The organism is Janibacter sp. CoH_79_TC_3, from assembly GCF_058197955.1.
This window is the reverse complement of sequence record NZ_JBXWIV010000024.1, coordinates 1-15,699: the sequence shown is the minus strand read 5'-3', so window position 1 is coordinate 15,699 and position 15,699 is coordinate 1. Positions and strand designations below refer to the sequence as shown.

General features: G+C 41.9%; 13 protein-coding genes. 5 read left to right on the top strand and 8 right to left on the bottom strand.

Translation table 11 applies throughout. The features are described 5' to 3' along the window. Nucleotides 1-32 precede the first annotated feature (32 nt). Nucleotides 33-1,526, top strand: a complete 1,494-nt coding sequence (locus tag AC2FA3_RS13625) for a lytic murein transglycosylase (RefSeq protein WP_490510047.1) — start codon at nucleotides 33-35, stop codon at nucleotides 1,524-1,526. Between the two features lie 154 nt (nucleotides 1,527-1,680). Here the strand turns inward: AC2FA3_RS13625 and AC2FA3_RS13620 are convergent, their stop codons facing one another. From AC2FA3_RS13620 to AC2FA3_RS13605, 4 genes are all read right to left on the bottom strand, one after another. Then, nucleotides 1,681-1,980 carry a hypothetical protein gene (locus AC2FA3_RS13620; protein ID WP_201546537.1) on the bottom strand — a complete coding sequence of 100 codons (300 nt, stop codon included), beginning with the start codon at nucleotides 1,978-1,980 and terminating at the stop codon, nucleotides 1,681-1,683. A gap of 226 nt (nucleotides 1,981-2,206) precedes the next feature. Then, the gene (locus AC2FA3_RS13615; protein WP_490510046.1) at nucleotides 2,207-3,238 is read right to left on the bottom strand and encodes a DUF4062 domain-containing protein; all 1,032 of its coding nucleotides are present in this window, start codon (nucleotides 3,236-3,238) and stop codon (nucleotides 2,207-2,209) included. 265 nt (nucleotides 3,239-3,503) lie between these two features. Beyond that, nucleotides 3,504-4,514, bottom strand: coding sequence for a glutamate racemase (murI, locus tag AC2FA3_RS13610; RefSeq protein ID WP_490510045.1), 1,011 nt, complete (start codon nucleotides 4,512-4,514; stop codon nucleotides 3,504-3,506). A gap of 64 nt (nucleotides 4,515-4,578) precedes the next feature. Next, nucleotides 4,579-5,286, bottom strand: a complete 708-nt coding sequence (locus tag AC2FA3_RS13605) for a DUF1285 domain-containing protein (RefSeq protein WP_490510043.1) — start codon at nucleotides 5,284-5,286, stop codon at nucleotides 4,579-4,581. A 408-nt stretch (nucleotides 5,287-5,694) separates the two neighbouring features. On the opposite strand from AC2FA3_RS13605, the gene AC2FA3_RS13600 reads away from it, so the two are divergent. Next, nucleotides 5,695-7,569, top strand: a complete 1,875-nt coding sequence (locus tag AC2FA3_RS13600; RefSeq protein WP_490510042.1) for an electron transfer flavoprotein-ubiquinone oxidoreductase — start codon at nucleotides 5,695-5,697, stop codon at nucleotides 7,567-7,569. Between the two features lie 110 nt (nucleotides 7,570-7,679). Here AC2FA3_RS13600 and AC2FA3_RS13595 read toward each other — a convergent pair whose 3' ends face one another. Next, nucleotides 7,680-9,176 (bottom strand): alanine/glycine:cation symporter family protein, encoded by a 1,497-nt coding sequence (locus AC2FA3_RS13595; protein WP_201612679.1) that lies wholly within the window; start codon nucleotides 9,174-9,176, stop codon nucleotides 7,680-7,682. A 1,117-nt stretch (nucleotides 9,177-10,293) separates the two neighbouring features. Between AC2FA3_RS13595 and AC2FA3_RS13590 the strand changes: the two genes are divergently transcribed. The 3 genes from AC2FA3_RS13590 to AC2FA3_RS13580 all read left to right on the top strand — a co-directional run bounded on the left by AC2FA3_RS13590 (nucleotide 10,294) and on the right by AC2FA3_RS13580 (nucleotide 13,193). Next, the gene (locus AC2FA3_RS13590) at nucleotides 10,294-10,554 is read left to right on the top strand and encodes a DUF4212 domain-containing protein (protein ID WP_011514563.1); all 261 of its coding nucleotides are present in this window, start codon (nucleotides 10,294-10,296) and stop codon (nucleotides 10,552-10,554) included. A 4-nt stretch (nucleotides 10,555-10,558) separates the two neighbouring features. Beyond that, entirely contained in the window at nucleotides 10,559-12,427 is a 1,869-nt protein-coding gene (locus tag AC2FA3_RS13585; RefSeq protein WP_201546541.1) for a sodium:solute symporter family protein, read from the top strand. 220 nt (nucleotides 12,428-12,647) lie between these two features. Beyond that, the gene (locus AC2FA3_RS13580) at nucleotides 12,648-13,193 is read left to right on the top strand and encodes a hypothetical protein (RefSeq protein WP_490510041.1); all 546 of its coding nucleotides are present in this window, start codon (nucleotides 12,648-12,650) and stop codon (nucleotides 13,191-13,193) included. 72 nt (nucleotides 13,194-13,265) lie between these two features. Here the strand turns inward: AC2FA3_RS13580 and AC2FA3_RS13575 are convergent, their stop codons facing one another. The 3 genes from AC2FA3_RS13575 to AC2FA3_RS13565 all read right to left on the bottom strand — a co-directional run bounded on the left by AC2FA3_RS13575 (nucleotide 13,266) and on the right by AC2FA3_RS13565 (nucleotide 15,400). Next, nucleotides 13,266-13,871 carry a rhomboid family intramembrane serine protease gene (locus AC2FA3_RS13575; RefSeq protein WP_490510040.1) on the bottom strand — a complete coding sequence of 202 codons (606 nt, stop codon included), beginning with the start codon at nucleotides 13,869-13,871 and terminating at the stop codon, nucleotides 13,266-13,268. Nucleotides 13,872-13,915: 44 nt separating this feature from the next. Then, nucleotides 13,916-14,968, bottom strand: coding sequence for a 5'-nucleotidase (locus tag AC2FA3_RS13570; RefSeq protein ID WP_490510039.1), 1,053 nt, complete (start codon nucleotides 14,966-14,968; stop codon nucleotides 13,916-13,918). A 213-nt stretch (nucleotides 14,969-15,181) separates the two neighbouring features. After that, nucleotides 15,182-15,400: a dodecin family protein gene (locus tag AC2FA3_RS13565; protein WP_201546545.1), complete on the bottom strand. Its 219-nt coding sequence runs from the start codon at nucleotides 15,398-15,400 to the stop codon at nucleotides 15,182-15,184. Between the last annotated feature and the right edge of the window lie 299 nt (nucleotides 15,401-15,699).

The following is a 15,699-nucleotide window of genomic DNA, read 5'->3' as shown; positions in this document are numbered from 1 at the left end:
AATGACTATTTCGATGTTTATAGGATATTTCCATGCGTTTTTCTTCAACTTCTACTTTATCGCTACTTAGCATCGCGGTTGGTCTCAGTCTTGCTAGCACGGCACAGGCTGCCAAACCAGCAGCGCCTGAATTATCTAATAGCCAGTTTCAGCAGTGCTTAGATGGTCTAAAAAATTCTAGTAAATTCCGCGGCGTCGATAGTTTTACCTTCAATAACTATCGCCCAAGCCAGCCTGACCCTAGCGTGATTCAGTCATTGAACTATCAGCCAGAGTTTCAAAAGGACGTCTGGGATTATCTGTCATCACTTGTCGATACGGAACGAGTAGAAGATGGTATCCGTGCCAAACGCCAGTGGGCAGACACCCTGCGTAAAATCGAGTCGCGCTATGGTGTCAAAGCCGAGCACGTATTAGGGGTTTGGGGCGTGGAATCCAACTTTGGTCAGACGTTGGGTAAAAAACCCTTATTTGAATCTTTAGCGACGCTGTCTTGCTTCGATCGTCGTCAAAGCTACTTCCAAGGCGAATATGCCAATGCCTTAAAAATTGTGCAAAATGGCGATATCGCACCCAGTGATATGACTGGCTCATGGGCAGGTGCGTTTGGGCAAACACAATTTATGCCCAGTACTTTTTTAGAATTGGCCGTCGATTTCGATGGTGATGGTCGTCGCGATTTGGTCAACAGCGTCCCTGATGCACTTGCCTCTACTGCCAACTTTTTAGACAAGCGTGGCTACCGTTCAGGTGAGCCATGGGGCTATGAAGTCAAACTTCCGAGTGGATATTGGGGCGCATCGAACCGTAAAGACAAAAAATCTATCAGTCATTGGCGCAATCAAGGGCTGACATTGGCGAACGGCAGCCCTCTGCCTTCTGATTTAGATAGTGCGGGTCTATTGTTGCCCGCAGGTCCTGACGGTCCAGCATTTTTAGTTGGTAAAAACTTCGATACTTTCTATTCGTATAATGCCTCAGAAAGCTATGCACTGGCTATTGCGCATTTATCGGATCTGATTACTCGTGAAGATAGCAGCAAAACCGACTTTATCACCGCTTGGCCGACTGATGACCCTGGTATCGGTCGCCAAGAATCTCGAGCAATTCAGCAAGCATTATTAAATGCCGGCTATGATATCGGAGAAGTCGACGGCATTATCGGTGATAATACGCGCACTGCTATTCAACAATACCAATCGAGCCGTGGTATTTCCCCAGCCGATGGACGCGCCGGACAGAAGTTTTATCGCGCTATCGTTGGCAATAGCGCTGCCAGCAGTTCTCAATATGGCAATCAATACGGGCAACCAGCAAACAGTCGTCCTTTAAATGCTGCCCCTGCAGACCGTATGGGACAATTGATTCAACAGCAAACTGGCAGCTCAAACTCTAATACTTATTCAGCACAGCCATCTGCGCAGCCAACCGTTAGACCATCAACATCATCAAGCAATACGCGCTATCGCCGTGTTACCAGTCCTGATGGTACGGTGAAACTTGTACGTGTAGATGAAGGTTCGTAGTTTTATTTTGACTTGAACTATCAGTAATTTAGACCAAAAATAGTTAAAAATCCAACGAAAAAGCCACGCAAATTAGCGTGGCTTTTTTATGAAATACATTTAATGCGTTAAAAATAAATGGTGATTATTAAACAATCTCTATCAATAACAGCTATTAAACAATCGGTGGCGGGTTTGGTTTACCATTGTCGCCGTCCCAATTTTCGCGTGCTTTATCATCTAGATCAGCAGGCGTTTTTGGCTCCCATTTACCATTTTCTTTCCACGTAGCATCGCCCCAATCGGCATCTTCTTCTTTTCTATCCAAATCTTTATAGGCTTGGGTTGGATCAATACCGCGGCGCTTCATATCGGCGACTTGCTCTTCCAAGGTATGAAACTGGTTTGCATCGTGCATTTTCTCTTCCAAACTGGTTAATTCACTTTTTAAGCTATCATTTTTAGAATTACTCATTATTTATTCTCCCTAGTTGTTCAATATTGTTATGTGCTTATCATCTTCATTATCACGGGTATTGAACAGCTTCACAACCGTTAGGACGTATGCTTTGTATTACAAAACGTAGCCATGAACGTCGGAAAACCCATTTAGATAACTATCAATTGAATTGTAGCTAGCGATTGAATTAATGAAAGGTATTAGACAAGGTATTTATCAATAATAGAATGAATAGCTTAAGCTAACTGAGCGGTAAAGACGAATGACTGTCTATTTTTGGTTTTTTATCCGCCAATAAGCTTTTGGCATAAAAAGTGAGCTTCCAAAGCTCTTGGGTAACTCGCGTGCCATAAGTGGTTAATTGTATCCAATTAGCCGCCACCAATTGACGCTGCAATTGATTTAAATCATCTTGAGAAATCTGACAACGAGCCACAGCGTGGACGTTTGGCATGTCTTTTTTGATATCTGTTTCAGCTCGGATGGCAATTAGGCGATTGATGGCGCTCTGTAGACCATAGCTTGAAAAGGTGGCGGGTATTTTCATCAAGGTGACGAGCACTTCTTGCCACGACAAAATCATGGGTCTGGTCACATCAGTTAAATTACCGCCTTCATAGGCTTGCGCTTTATATTGAATCTCAAAGGTATCGGTCAGAATAATGGGTTTACTAACATTATCAGCGGCAAGATGATTAATAATCACGGGGCGAGACTGGGCTTGTTTAGGCTCTTTATTAGTCGAAAAAGCGCTAACTATTTCATCAGTAAGGGCAGATTTATTGGCTTTCATCAGCTCGTCACTGACTCTTACCCAGCCATCCCCGACTTCGTGATTGGCAACCATTTTATAGTAGGCCTGAATGAGCAGCTGCTCGATATCATTTTCAGTTTCATAATAATAAATCTTCTCGGCTTTTTGGGTCACCATATTGGTAAATTCTTGCAGCTGCCGACTGATCTTAACCTCATTATGGTGACTCTTGACCAATATCAATAAGGGTTTGAGCTTGGCTTTGGCATTGAGATAGCTCAAATGCATTTGACTGACACCGGTATTTTGCGCCGTACCATAGCTATCCCCAATAATCATCAGCGCATAGTCGCAGGCATCGATACACTGGCGACCATATAGCGACGCTTTTGGTAATTTACTAGAAACGTCATAGGTTAAAAATGCACGGGCTTGAAAAAACATCGCCACACTGTCTAAAACCAACAGTTGGTCGTTGTCAGCGCATATGACGTGAATATGATAGCGACGGTTTGGCACAATCACCTCTAAGCTCAGATAATTATATAAATGGTATTTATATAAATAATAGCTATATAAATATTAGTCGTGTGAATATTAGTCATGTGAATTACTAATGAAACCTGAGTTACTCTATATATTCTATTAAGCAAATACTAGCCTAGCATAATATTGCTAATATGCGTTCAGTTTATTACTAATTCCACTAATATATTGCGGGATTATAACAGCTACCTCACTATTGAACAGGTAAAAAACTGATATTAGAATAAAACAAAGTAGCTTAAGGAGAAAGATAGTAGTTTATACCAGTCTGTTTACCTAATAAACGCTGTATCACAGCATCTAACTGCTCATCATGTTTGGTTGCATAAAAAGTCAACGGCGGCAGTATATTTAAACTTGCTTTCGTATCACCTAACCGCTCATTAGCTAAAACCTCGACTGGCAATACCGACAACTGATCTGCTAATAAGTGGTTTGCTAACAATAGTTGCTTGACGCGCTCAGCGATTGCCTGCCCTGAATCGACAATTTGTATTGCTAATTGTCGCTCAGCAATCTCTTGCCGTAAAAACGCTTTAAAGAATGGATAATGGGTACAGCCTAGTACCAGCTGGTCGACGCCATCTTGGGCAAATACCTGTAATTGCTGACGCAAACCCTGAGCGGTTTCACTCTCTTGTGGCATACCTGCCTCGACCCAAGGGACTAATTTTGCGTCAAAATACTTAGTGATTCTGGTCGCATTAGGAATGGCTACATTAGTAATGACATCATTAAGTAGCGTTCCATTTAAAGTCGCTTTTGTTGCCAGTACTGCGACATGACCCGTTTTACTGGCAAAGACCGCAGGTTTTAAAGCAGGGACCAAACCGACAATTGGCAGCTGCGGATAATAGCGGCGTGCGGTCTCTAATGCATAAGCCGAAGCGCTATTGCAGGCGATAACAATAAGCTTGCAGCCTTGTTGGTACAGCCATTCTACTGCGGCTAGCGTCAAGGCTTTAATATCTTCACTATCACGATTGCCGTACGGCACATGCAAAGTATCGGCATAATAAACATAACGCTCATACGGTAATTGCTGAGCCAAATGCAAATAAACCGATAACCCGCCAACACCCGAATCAAACAAGCCAATTGGTGCGCTGCGATTTTTTTTAATCGCATTATTTATCACGCTATTATTCGACATAACCTTTTTAATATTAGTATTAGTACCTGTCGGTGAGGCTGTATCAAGGCTCTCATAGCTTGTATTGTTTGGAGCTGCTTTTACGGCAATTTTCATTGCTATCTTACCGCCGTTTTTATATAGATGTTAAATATTGTCAGATGCTAAATATGTTTTATGCTTAACTGGATGGCATCGATAACGGATAAGACTTGCCGCCACTTTGCAGCGTTAGTATCGTCTCACCATCACGCTCTGTCAATTCCCCAATTTCGGTTAAATGATAAAAAGCATTGCGACCAATCAACGCATCCAAACCATTTCGCACCATCATATAAGGACGAATTTGAACATCAGCTTCTATGTTCTGCTTTTCTTCGCTCTTGTTATGGTCATGGTTTTTGCCTGAATAAGCACGCAAACTAATCGGATGCTTATCATCTAAACGCACCACATCACCAGTTGTAGTGGTAAATTCTAGCCAGCACGTATTGTCTTCATTAATGATACCGACATCATCAATTAATAAGGGCGCATCTTCTACTTGAATACGCAGCTTTTGCACCGGCGTCTTTAAAAAGTACTCAACCGCGCCATTATTTTCCTCTTTCCACAAAATAGTGGCAAATAAATTGACCAATGACTGCCGGGTCATATGCCCACCTTCGTGCCACCATTCACCATTGGCTTTGATAATCAAATCCATATCGTCTACTTGCTCAGGGTGCCATTTCTCCAGTGGCGGTATGGCGCGTCCTTGGCGTGTGCTGGCTACTGACTTAAAATACTGGCTAAGGGCATCGATGCTATTTAGCTCGGATGCCTTATTATTTGGGGCTTGAGCATCATTTTTACTCGCAGCATCGAAGCTTTTATTATTATCGCTCATCATATAATCCTTTATTTAGTAATCAAAGTTTGGCAAATCTATTATTACTATAAATTTTAGTTTCGGGTATGATGAAAGCCTATCGTCATTGTACCCCTACTCACTCAATCCTACCTTAACATTGATGCCCAGAAATGCGTATCGTGTTTGTAGGACTTTTCTTTTATAATGGGTAACGATTTTTTATTTGAAATGCTTCAGTGGGTGTTGTATTAATGACACATTTTACGTTATAGGTTGGTATTTTTTAAGCAAATATTATTAACCTTAACGCCGTCAATTGATGCCGCAAAGACAGTTTTTATCGGGCAGCCATATGTCTGAGTAACGTTAGCGCCGCAAGCCTTATTATTCAATTGTTAAGCTAATGATGCCCTGAGATAAGCCACTAAAAGTTTAGGAGTAGGTATGCAAGAGCAAGACAATCAAACGCCAGTCGTTGATAGTGATGGTATTAATAGCGACATCGCAAATAGTGATACGCCAGTAGCAGAAACACCAGAAATTAAAGAAGTCGCCGTGACTGAAGAAGTTGCTGCAACTGAAGCAACAGAGGCGGCTGTGGTTGACACGCCTGTGCTAGAAAAAGCACCGGAGCCAATCGTAGAACCTGTCGCTGCGGAGCCTGAAATCGAACGTGAATCGATGGAATTTGACGTCATTATCGTCGGTGGTGGACCTGCAGGTCTATCTGCAGCTATCCGCTTGCGTCAGCTTGCTATTGCAGCCGGTAACGATGAGTTTATGGTTTGTGTGGTCGAAAAAGGCTCAGAGTTTGGTGCGCATACTTTATCTGGCGCTGTCATCGAGCCGCGTGCTTTAGACGAGCTGATACCAAATTGGAAAGAAAAAGGCGCGCCTCTAAACGTTCCTGCTATTGAAGACCGCGTTTATATGCTCGGTTCTGCCACCAAAGCAACCAAACTTCCTGATGCTATCGTACCTGCCAGCATGCATAATGACGGCAACTATATCGTATCATTAGGCAACATCGTTCGTTGGTTGGCTGAGCAAGCAGAAGAGCTTGAAGTCATGATGTTCCCAGGCTTCCCTGCCGATGAAATTTTATATAATGATGACGGTTCGGTAAGAGGCGTATTAACCGGTGATATGGGCGTTGCCGCCAATGGCGAAGCCAAATCTAGCTTTGAGCCAGGCTACCAGCTACTGGGTAAATACACTATCTTCGCCGAAGGTTGCCGCGGTCATTTGGGCAAGCGCCTCATCAGTCGTTTCGCTCTTGATAAAGACTCAGACCCTCAGCATTACGGTATTGGTCTAAAAGAGCTATGGGAAGTAAACCCAGAAAAGCATGAGCAAGGTGTGGTCATGCATGGTTCAGGTTGGCCATTAACTGACACTGGTTCTTCTGGTGGTTGGTGGTTATATTTCGATGAAAACAACCAGGTAAGTTTTGGTATGGTTATCGATTTATCTTACTCAAACCCTTATATGTCACCGTTTGATGAAATGCAGCGCCTAAAACTGCATCCGCTCATTCGCAATGTCTTAGAAGGTGGCAAGCGCATCTCTTACGGCGCGCGCGCATTAACCAAAGGCGGCTTAAACTCATTACCAAAATTCACCTTCCCAGGTGGCGTCTTGGTCGGTGATGATGCTGGTTTCTTAAACCCTGCCAAAATCAAAGGCACGCACACTTCAATGAAGTCAGGCATGTTGGCGGCTGAAGCGATTTTTGAAGCGCTCCAAGCGGGCCGTGAGCATGATGATGTGGTCGCTTATAGCACCATGTATAAAGAATCTTGGTTATATCAAGATAACTATGAAGCGCGTAACTTTGCACCAGCGATGCACCGTCTGGGCCAATGGATGGGCGGCGCCTTTACCTTTTTAGAGCAAAATTTACTAAAAGGTAAGATGCCACTGACTATCCATGATAATAAGAGAGATTATGATCAGCTAGAGCGTGCAGCCCATGCTTATCAGCCAACCTATCCTAAGCCGGATGGCAAACTGATATTTGATAAATTATCATCAGTCTTTATCTCCAATACCAACCATGCTGAAGACCAACCAACGCATCTGAAACTGACCGATCCTACGGTTCCTGTTTCTATCAACTTACCACTATATGCTGAGCCTGCGCGTCTATATTGCCCAGCTGGCGTTTATGAAGTGGTGAAAGATGCCGAAGGTGCCAAGTTTGTCATCAATGCGCAAAACTGTGTCCATTGTAAGACCTGTGATATCAAAGACCCGTCGCAGAACATTACTTGGGTGACGCCAGAAGGCGGCGGCGGTCCTAACTATCCAAACATGTAAACCCTGTTTGAGATAATATAGCTTCATAAAAAACCGCTCTTATAATCATAAGAGCGGTTTTTTGATGCTTGTAGCTTGAATGGCATATTTTCTTGATTTGCTTTTAAAGGTTAATCAGTCCACGCATCACGATTGGCTTCATCTTTTAATTTCACAAAGTCATCGGGATCGAACTTGATTTGATCGCCCGTTTTACCTTCTTTGATTTGTCTTTCATAATCACGCAATATTCTGAGCGCAACCGGTGACAAGATTAAAATCGCTATTAAGTTAACGAGTGCCATGAGACCCATCGATAAGTCAGCAAAGTTCCAAATAGCAGGTAAGCTAGCAATAGCGCCGACGAACACCATGCCCAAAACCATAAAGCGGAAAATCATAATCATGACTTTGGCATTTTTTTCACCAGAGATAAATTCAAGATTAGATTCACCATAACTATAGTTGGCAATGATAGAAGTAAACGAGAAGAAGAAAATAGCAATCGCGACGAAAATCACGCCCATATCACCCACATACTTCGACAATGCTAACTGGGTTAATTGAATACCCTCTTGTTCGACACTCGGGTCGACCACGCCAGAGAGAATAATAATGGCAGCAGTGGCTGAACAGATAACCAGCGTATCCATAAATACACCGAGCATTTGCATAAAACCTTGCACGGCAGGATGGTCAGGATGGCTTTTTGCCGTTGCCGCTGCATTAGGCGCTGAGCCCATACCGGCTTCGTTCGAAAACAAACCGCGTTTGATACCGTTAATCATTGCCTGTGCAATACCATAACCAATGACACCGCCCGCTGCCTGCTCAAAGCCAAAGGCCGATTTTACAATCAAGGCAATCGCTGCTGGGAACTCGCTAAAGTTAGTGACAATAATATAAAGCGCCAACAAAATATAAAGAATCGCCATAACTGGCACGATTTTACCCGCGATACGCGCAACCGAACGTAGACCACCAAATACCACTGGCGCGACTAGCACCACCAATACCAAACCTGTCATCCAAGTCGGAATCCCAAAGGCTTGATTGGTCGCTTGTGCAATGGTATTTGACTGTACGCCATTGAACGCCAAACCAAAAGCAACCAACAAACAAAGCGAGAAAAATATCGCTAGCCAGCGCTTACCCAAACCTTTTTCAATATAATAAGCTGGTCCACCGCGGTAGACATTGTCATTATGCGGCACTTTGTAGGCTTGCGCTAAGGTTGACTCGATGAAACTGGTCGACATACCCACGATCGCCGTCATCCACATCCAAAACACCGCCCCCGGTCCACCAAGATAGATAGCAATGGCGACCCCTGCCAGATTACCGGTGCCGACACGCGCTGCTAAGGATGTCATCAGCGCTTCAAACGAGCTAATACCGCCATCTTTACGCCCTTGATTTGACACTCGCAATAACTGCCACATATGCCCGAAGTGACGAAACTGAATAAAGCGCGTAGCAATGGTAAAATAAAGACCAGCACCAATCAAAACGAACATCAGCAAGCCATACCATGGATTACTGGCGATTAACCAATCATTATTACCCCAAATAATACTAACACCGTAATTAACGGCGCTATTAAACCAACCTGCTATGCTTTCGTTCATACTATATTTCCCTGACTGACTTTCTATATTTTTAACATACGTTATTAATTAATGTGACTGTCCACCCTCTTATGACGCTTTGTTCTCTCCTGACCTCTCTAACAGTACTGGAAAGCTAAGCGATAAAGTGGCAATAAAATCACCCATATCATGTTGGCGTATTTTAACTGACTGGTGATTATTTAACTGTTTCAATCGTTTATTTAGAACTTTTAATATCTCTAAACTTTTGATGAGTAAAAAACTTTAAATAAAAAATCTATTGTTATAAACAAATAATAATGAAAAACTTTTAAGACTGACTAATAGTGATGACAGTATGACTATATTTATATAACGCTTATTTATTACAAAAAAACTTGGCAACATAACATGTGTTTATGAGTTCTTAATTGTTATTTTTAAAATAAATGCTATTTTTGACTTTTAGCTATTAATATAGCTAGAAGAGCAAATCCTTAACATTAATAAGGTGTTAGTAGGCTATTCTGTCAAAGACGGCAGATTTATTAACCTTTACTAACATAAGTTAGCTAGAGTTTCTATGGAACGAATATTTAGTTACATAAAGTAAATAAAATTTATTTATTGTTAATTAAGTCAATATTGTATATATTCCTAATAAGTTTATAAAAAACGCTTGCAATACTTACTGGAATGAATAAGTTTTGAAGTATTGAAGCCATATTATCAGGAAGATGATATGAATGATGAGACAGAGGATTGTCAGCCAATACCGACCTTCCTACTTAAATCTCACTGTTTATATCCGCTTAATTTTATAAAAACCCCTTTATATCTGTTAATAGATAACAAAAAGATAAATTTTTAACCGGTTAATATTGATTTTATCCTGCAAATTTTATGGTGTCATACCGAGCAACTTAACATCAGTGTATGTATCGATAGCATTGAAAGAATTTGCTCATATGTTGATAATTTTGGGTTACTTATCTGATTGATCATTCTGCTTTAGCCGTTCGTCTACCGTTTTTATGGTTTTAAGATGGACTGAGTGTCACACTGCTTTTGGTAGTAGCACAAACACTAAAGCAAAATGACTTGTCAGACTCAAATCAGTGACCTTGTTTTTATGTTAGGCAAAAGGAGTTGTCCTATGGAGAACCACAACGATTCATCAGGTTATTGGCGCGCCAATCTCCGTCTCATTAAAGTCAGCCTTGTCATTTGGGCGTTAGTCTCTTATGGTTTTGGCATCTTACTACGTCCATTATTGTCAGGTATTCGAATAGGCGGTACCGATATAAGCTTTTGGTTTGCACAACAAGGGGCGCTTATCGTATTTATTGCCCTAATCTTCTTCTATGCATGGCGCATGAATAAACTAGATAAACAATATGGTGTAGACGAGGAATAGCCCTATGAGTCAATTTACGATTAATATTATTTTTGTAGGCCTATCCTTCGCTCTATACTTCGGTATTGCTTGGTGGGCACGTGCAGGTTCGACCAGTGAGTTTTATGTAGCTGGCGGCGGTGTGCATCCAGTAATGAATGGTATGGCAACGGCTGCTGACTGGATGAGTGCGGCGTCATTTATCTCGATGGCAGGTATTATTGCAACGGGCGGCTATGCGGCATCAACCTACTTGATGGGTTGGACCGGCGGTTATGTACTACTGGCCATGCTCCTAGCGCCTTACCTACGTAAATTTGGTAAGTTCACGGTTCCTGATTTTATTGGCGACCGTTTTTATTCTAAAACTGCGGCTATGATTGCGGTGGTTTGTTTGATTATTGCTTCAACCACTTACGTTATCGGTCAGATGACGGGTGCTGGGGTGGCATTCTCACGCTTCTTAGAAGTTGATAACACCACTGGTCTGATTATTGCGGCCGTTGTTGTATTCTTCTACGCCGTACTTGGTGGTATGAAAGGGATTACCTACACGCAGGTTGCGCAGTATGTGGTTCTAATGATTGCCTATACGATTCCTGCTGTATTTATCTCACTTGAGTTGACGGGCAACCCGATTCCAGGTCTTGGTTTGTTCTCAAACCATGTTGAAGCAGGTATTCCTATCTTAACCAAGCTTGATCAAATCGTCGTCGACTTAGGCTTTACCGCTTATACCGCTGATGTGCCGAACAAGCTAAACATGGTGCTATTTACCTTATCATTGATGATTGGTACAGCGGGTCTACCGCACGTTATCATTCGCTTTTTCACGGTTCCTAAGGTGGCTGACGCTCGTTGGACAGCTGGTTGGACGTTAGTTTTCATCTCGCTACTATACTTCACTGCCCCGGCAGTAGGTGCGATGGCACGTTTAAACCTAATCGATACCATTTATCCACAAGGTGTTGACGCCCCTGCTATCGAATATGATCAACGTCCAGACTGGATGAGAACATGGGAAGAAACCGGTCTTATTAAGTATAACGATCTCAATAACGATGGTCGTATCCAGTTATATGCCGATAGTGGACTTGGTGCAGCAGAGCTAGCATTGGCTGCCGCAAACACTGATGGCGGTGATGTCGCTGCTACAACAGCTGCGGTTGAAAAAGCAAAGGCTGAACATGCTTTAGAGCGTGATGGTGTCTTTGTTGATAGAGGCTGGGCAGGTAACGAACTTGACGTAAACGCTGATATCTTAGTGTTGGCTAACCCAGAAATTGCACAGCTACCAGGTTGGGTTATCGGTCTTATCGCCGCAGGTGGTTTGGCAGCAGCGCTATCAACGGCAGCTGGTCTACTACTCGCTATCTCATCAGCGATTAGTCATGACTTAATCAAGCGTAACCTTAACCCTAATATTAGTGATGCAGGCGAGCTAAAAGTAGCACGTATCACGATGGCTATCGCTATTGTGGTTGCGACATGGCTCGGCATCAACCCTCCAGGGTTTGCCGCACAGGTCGTAGCATTAGCCTTTGGTATTGCAGGTGCTTCACTGTTCCCTGTATTAATGATGGGTATTTTCTCGAAACGTATTAATAACCTTGGCGCCATTGCTGGTATGCTAACCGGTCTTATTAGTATTTTGGTCTATATCTTTGTCTTCAAAGGCTGGTTCTTCATTACTGGTACTGCAAACTTCCCTGATACTGAAGAGTACTGGTTGTTTGGTATCTCGCCATTATCATTTGGTGCGGTTGGTGCCCTATTGAACTTTATCGTCGCATTCGCTGTTTCTTATGCAACTGCGCCTCCACCAGCACATATCCAAGAGTTGGTTGAAAGTGTTCGTTCTCCACGTGGCGCTGGTGCGGCAATCGATCACTAAGCCATTAAAAGTGCAAATGATGGATAATCTTTTACGATAATATATCACTCACAGGCAGTAGCTGCTTGTGAGTGATTTTTTTATCCATCACTCTTAAAAGTAAAAATGATGAGAAAAATATTCATAAATGACATAATAAATGCGCTTAAAATACTCGTAAAAGTAAATTTGTTTTTAATAATTGGTATTAAATGCGCTGATGGCGTTAAGGAAAAGTATTATGCTTTTTGAGTTTATCGCTACCATAGCAGCTGGGTTTGGTCTGGCTGGGATAGCATTGGTTATAACTCACTTGAGTAAACTGGCTGGTAAGAAAGCGCCAAGATGGCTCATTCCATTATTTGGTGCCATCGGTATTTTTGGTTTTCAAATAAGCCAAGAGTATAGCTGGTTAGGTCAGCAGGTCGCCCAGCTTCCTGAAGGCGTCCATGTTGTTAAAAAGGTTGAAGAAAGCACGTGGTTTCGTCCTTGGTCATATGTCAAACCACAGACATTACGCTTTATCGCCGCTGATAGCGGACACGCTCGCGCCAACGCCGATGCGCCAAATATTTATTTGGTTAATTTATATTTGTTTGAAAGACGTCGAAGTGTGCAGCAAGTACCGCAAGTTATTGACTGTGCTGCCCTTGCTCGTGCAGACTATGTACTACAAGAAAAAGACAGTAAGCTCAGTATTGATGAGCACGTGAAGCAAACCACCAAGTGGCGACCTTTAGAAAAGACTGACCCGCTGTATACCAATGTTTGTATTAATAAAAGTTAAGACTGATATCTTATTGAAAATCTGATATTAAAAATAAATCTGACATTGAAAACATTGTTGTGCTCATAGAAGTTAATAATGCGTATTCATACTGCTATAAGCATGCTTTGAATTCGCTCCTAACAGTAAGCCGGCGCATAGCCCACCAAAATGCGCCGCAAATGAAATGCCTTGCTGCGGCATCAAACCTTGTTTAATGGTCAACCAATAGCCGGTCCCCATCACGATACAAGCTAATAAGTAGCCCCATCGCCTTGCAAATACTGCCCCGCCTATCATGTAACCAAGCATCGCGAAACAAAGCCCCGACGCGCCGATATGAATCGATAACGGCGAACCAATGACCCAAGTTACCAATCCTGAGGCCACGATTAATTTAATTACCGTACGATAAGCATTATTTTCAAATAGCCCAAATAAAAATAGAATTTGTAATAGCGTTAACGTATTGCCAAGTAAGTGGGGGAAATTGCCGTGCATCGTCCATGATGCAAAAACCCCAATCATACTACCGGTATCTAGTGCACGTGGCACAATACCAAAAATATTCCACAGACCAAAAAATACCGTTTCATTAAGAAAGAACATACTCCACATCGGTATAAGAACAAAAGCATATAAGCCGATGACTTGCTTAATTCTTTGCATGACTAGGGTGAATAATTGCTGCCATTTCATCTGACGTATTACCTTTTAAATCTGTTAATTTTATTAAAGCTCTATTAATGACTCGCAGAGAAATTCGAGCTTTTCACAGGTTTAAATGATAACAATGACGCGTCTTCGTCTGCCGTTAATATACTTTTGGCATGCAGCAATGAGTTCGAATGATAAGGAACTAGGGCCGTCGGCATAAAATTACGCGCAGCATCAATATGTTTGACCGAATCATCAAAGAAAATATGTGGTGCAAAGGTTTTTAATACCGAAGTTTTTTCAAGTCCGCCTAAAAAAAATGCCATATCAAGATCAACACCCCAGTCTCTCAAAGTTTTTATAGCCCGCAGGTCAGCAGGAGCATTACGGGCAGTGACTAAGGCTATCTTCATAGGAGAAGTATGCAAGCTTGCAGGCAAACGCTCCTGCATCTTCGACAGCTTAATCAACAGCTCTGCATAAGGTCCCTTTTCTATAGGTAAGTCACGCATTTCGGCTTCACGCTCATGAAAAGCCTGCAAACCTTTTTGCTTATAGAGCAGCTCACCTGAGTCATCAAATAATACCGCGTCACCATCAAAGGCGATACGCAGCTGATTTGTGTCTAGCTCATAAGTATTTATAGGGGTAGCATCCAATATCGCACAGGCACAAATATTGGCATCTGCAACTTGCTGCGCATCATCACGATTGGTGGTCAAAAACAAATCCACATTAAAATCTTTAATATAGGGTGCTACAGGACTTCCAGAGATAAATGCCGAGCGTGAAATGGTTAAGCTATGTTCACGAATTGCATTGAGCACTTGAATACCCGTATCAGGGCTGCTTTTTGAGACAATCACCACTTCCACTAACGGCGTCTCAATACCTGAACCTTGCCCCTCACAGTCATGACAATAATTATTTAAATTTAATAATGCTTTGATAAGTGGATAGCCTGCACCGATACTGAGTGGATCATTCTCACGTTCTGTCATATAGTTGCGAAACTCTTTAATCGCATCGCTAGGTCGCTGCTGTAATAACGCTATCAAATGATTTTCAGATTCTGATAAATCAAATAAAGCGGTTGCTGATATTGCAACGATTAAGGTATTGGTAAAATCTACTGCCATAACTTTCTCTATTTATAAGAATCTGATTAAAACTGTCATATCAAAATATCTGCGACCAGTTTACTATATTTACTGCAATCTATAATGTTAAGAAATTTTTATGAGAAAAGCACCAGCTTATTACTGATTAGAGAACATAAAAAAAGCCTGCATACACAGGCTTTTTATTTTTTGAAATTAGGTTTGTAAGTAATTTAGTATTATTAATAATAATTAACTAAGATCAGTATCTTCATTAATGACAAAGCTCACAATCATAATGACATGATACTTATCAATCTTACCATCTGTAATGCCTACTTTCTGCTCTTTTACCCAAGCACCTTGAACATTGTTAATAGTTTTGGCGATACGCGCCACGCCTTTTTGAATAGCGTCTTCAAAACTTTTTTCTGAGGTACTACTTACTTCAATATTTTTTGCAATAGTCATAATTTTATCATCCTTGTGATTATTAATTCTTATCATATTAAATTTATCTATAAAAGCTCATGTTTTCAAAGCAATCCTGCATTGACAACATGGACTATAATTATCATAGCTTTAATAAGTGCTCTCAACAAGGGATCGATGTTAAGTTATGTATTAGGGATATATAAAACCGTCCTTAAACCCAACCCCTCGGCAAAAGAAAACCCCCAACGAATTAACGTTGGGGGTTTTCAGGAATAGAGAGCTGACGATGACCTACTCTCACATGGCCGGAGCCACACTACCATTGGCGCGATGAT

Excerpts from the sequence above, each read along its gene's own strand:
- murI (WP_490510045.1), bottom strand. The coding sequence starts at position 4,514 with ATGAAAATTGCCGTAAAAGCAGCTCCAAACAATACAAGCTATGAGAGC.
- AC2FA3_RS13620 (WP_201546537.1), bottom strand. The coding sequence starts at position 1,980 with ATGAGTAATTCTAAAAATGATAGCTTAAAAAGTGAATTAACCAGTTTG.
- AC2FA3_RS13565 (WP_201546545.1), bottom strand. The coding sequence starts at position 15,400 with ATGACTATTGCAAAAAATATTGAAGTAAGTAGTACCTCAGAAAAAAGT.
- AC2FA3_RS13570 (WP_490510039.1), bottom strand. The coding sequence starts at position 14,968 with ATGGCAGTAGATTTTACCAATACCTTAATCGTTGCAATATCAGCAACC.
- AC2FA3_RS13595 (WP_201612679.1), bottom strand. The coding sequence starts at position 9,176 with ATGAACGAAAGCATAGCAGGTTGGTTTAATAGCGCCGTTAATTACGGT.
- AC2FA3_RS13585 (WP_201546541.1), top strand. The coding sequence starts at position 10,559 with ATGAGTCAATTTACGATTAATATTATTTTTGTAGGCCTATCCTTCGCT.
- AC2FA3_RS13580 (WP_490510041.1), top strand. The coding sequence starts at position 12,648 with ATGCTTTTTGAGTTTATCGCTACCATAGCAGCTGGGTTTGGTCTGGCT.
- AC2FA3_RS13600 (WP_490510042.1), top strand. The coding sequence starts at position 5,695 with ATGCAAGAGCAAGACAATCAAACGCCAGTCGTTGATAGTGATGGTATT.
- AC2FA3_RS13590 (WP_011514563.1), top strand. The coding sequence starts at position 10,294 with ATGGAGAACCACAACGATTCATCAGGTTATTGGCGCGCCAATCTCCGT.
- AC2FA3_RS13625 (WP_490510047.1), top strand. The coding sequence starts at position 33 with ATGCGTTTTTCTTCAACTTCTACTTTATCGCTACTTAGCATCGCGGTT.
- AC2FA3_RS13575 (WP_490510040.1), bottom strand. The coding sequence starts at position 13,871 with ATGAAATGGCAGCAATTATTCACCCTAGTCATGCAAAGAATTAAGCAA.
- AC2FA3_RS13605 (WP_490510043.1), bottom strand. The coding sequence starts at position 5,286 with ATGAGCGATAATAATAAAAGCTTCGATGCTGCGAGTAAAAATGATGCT.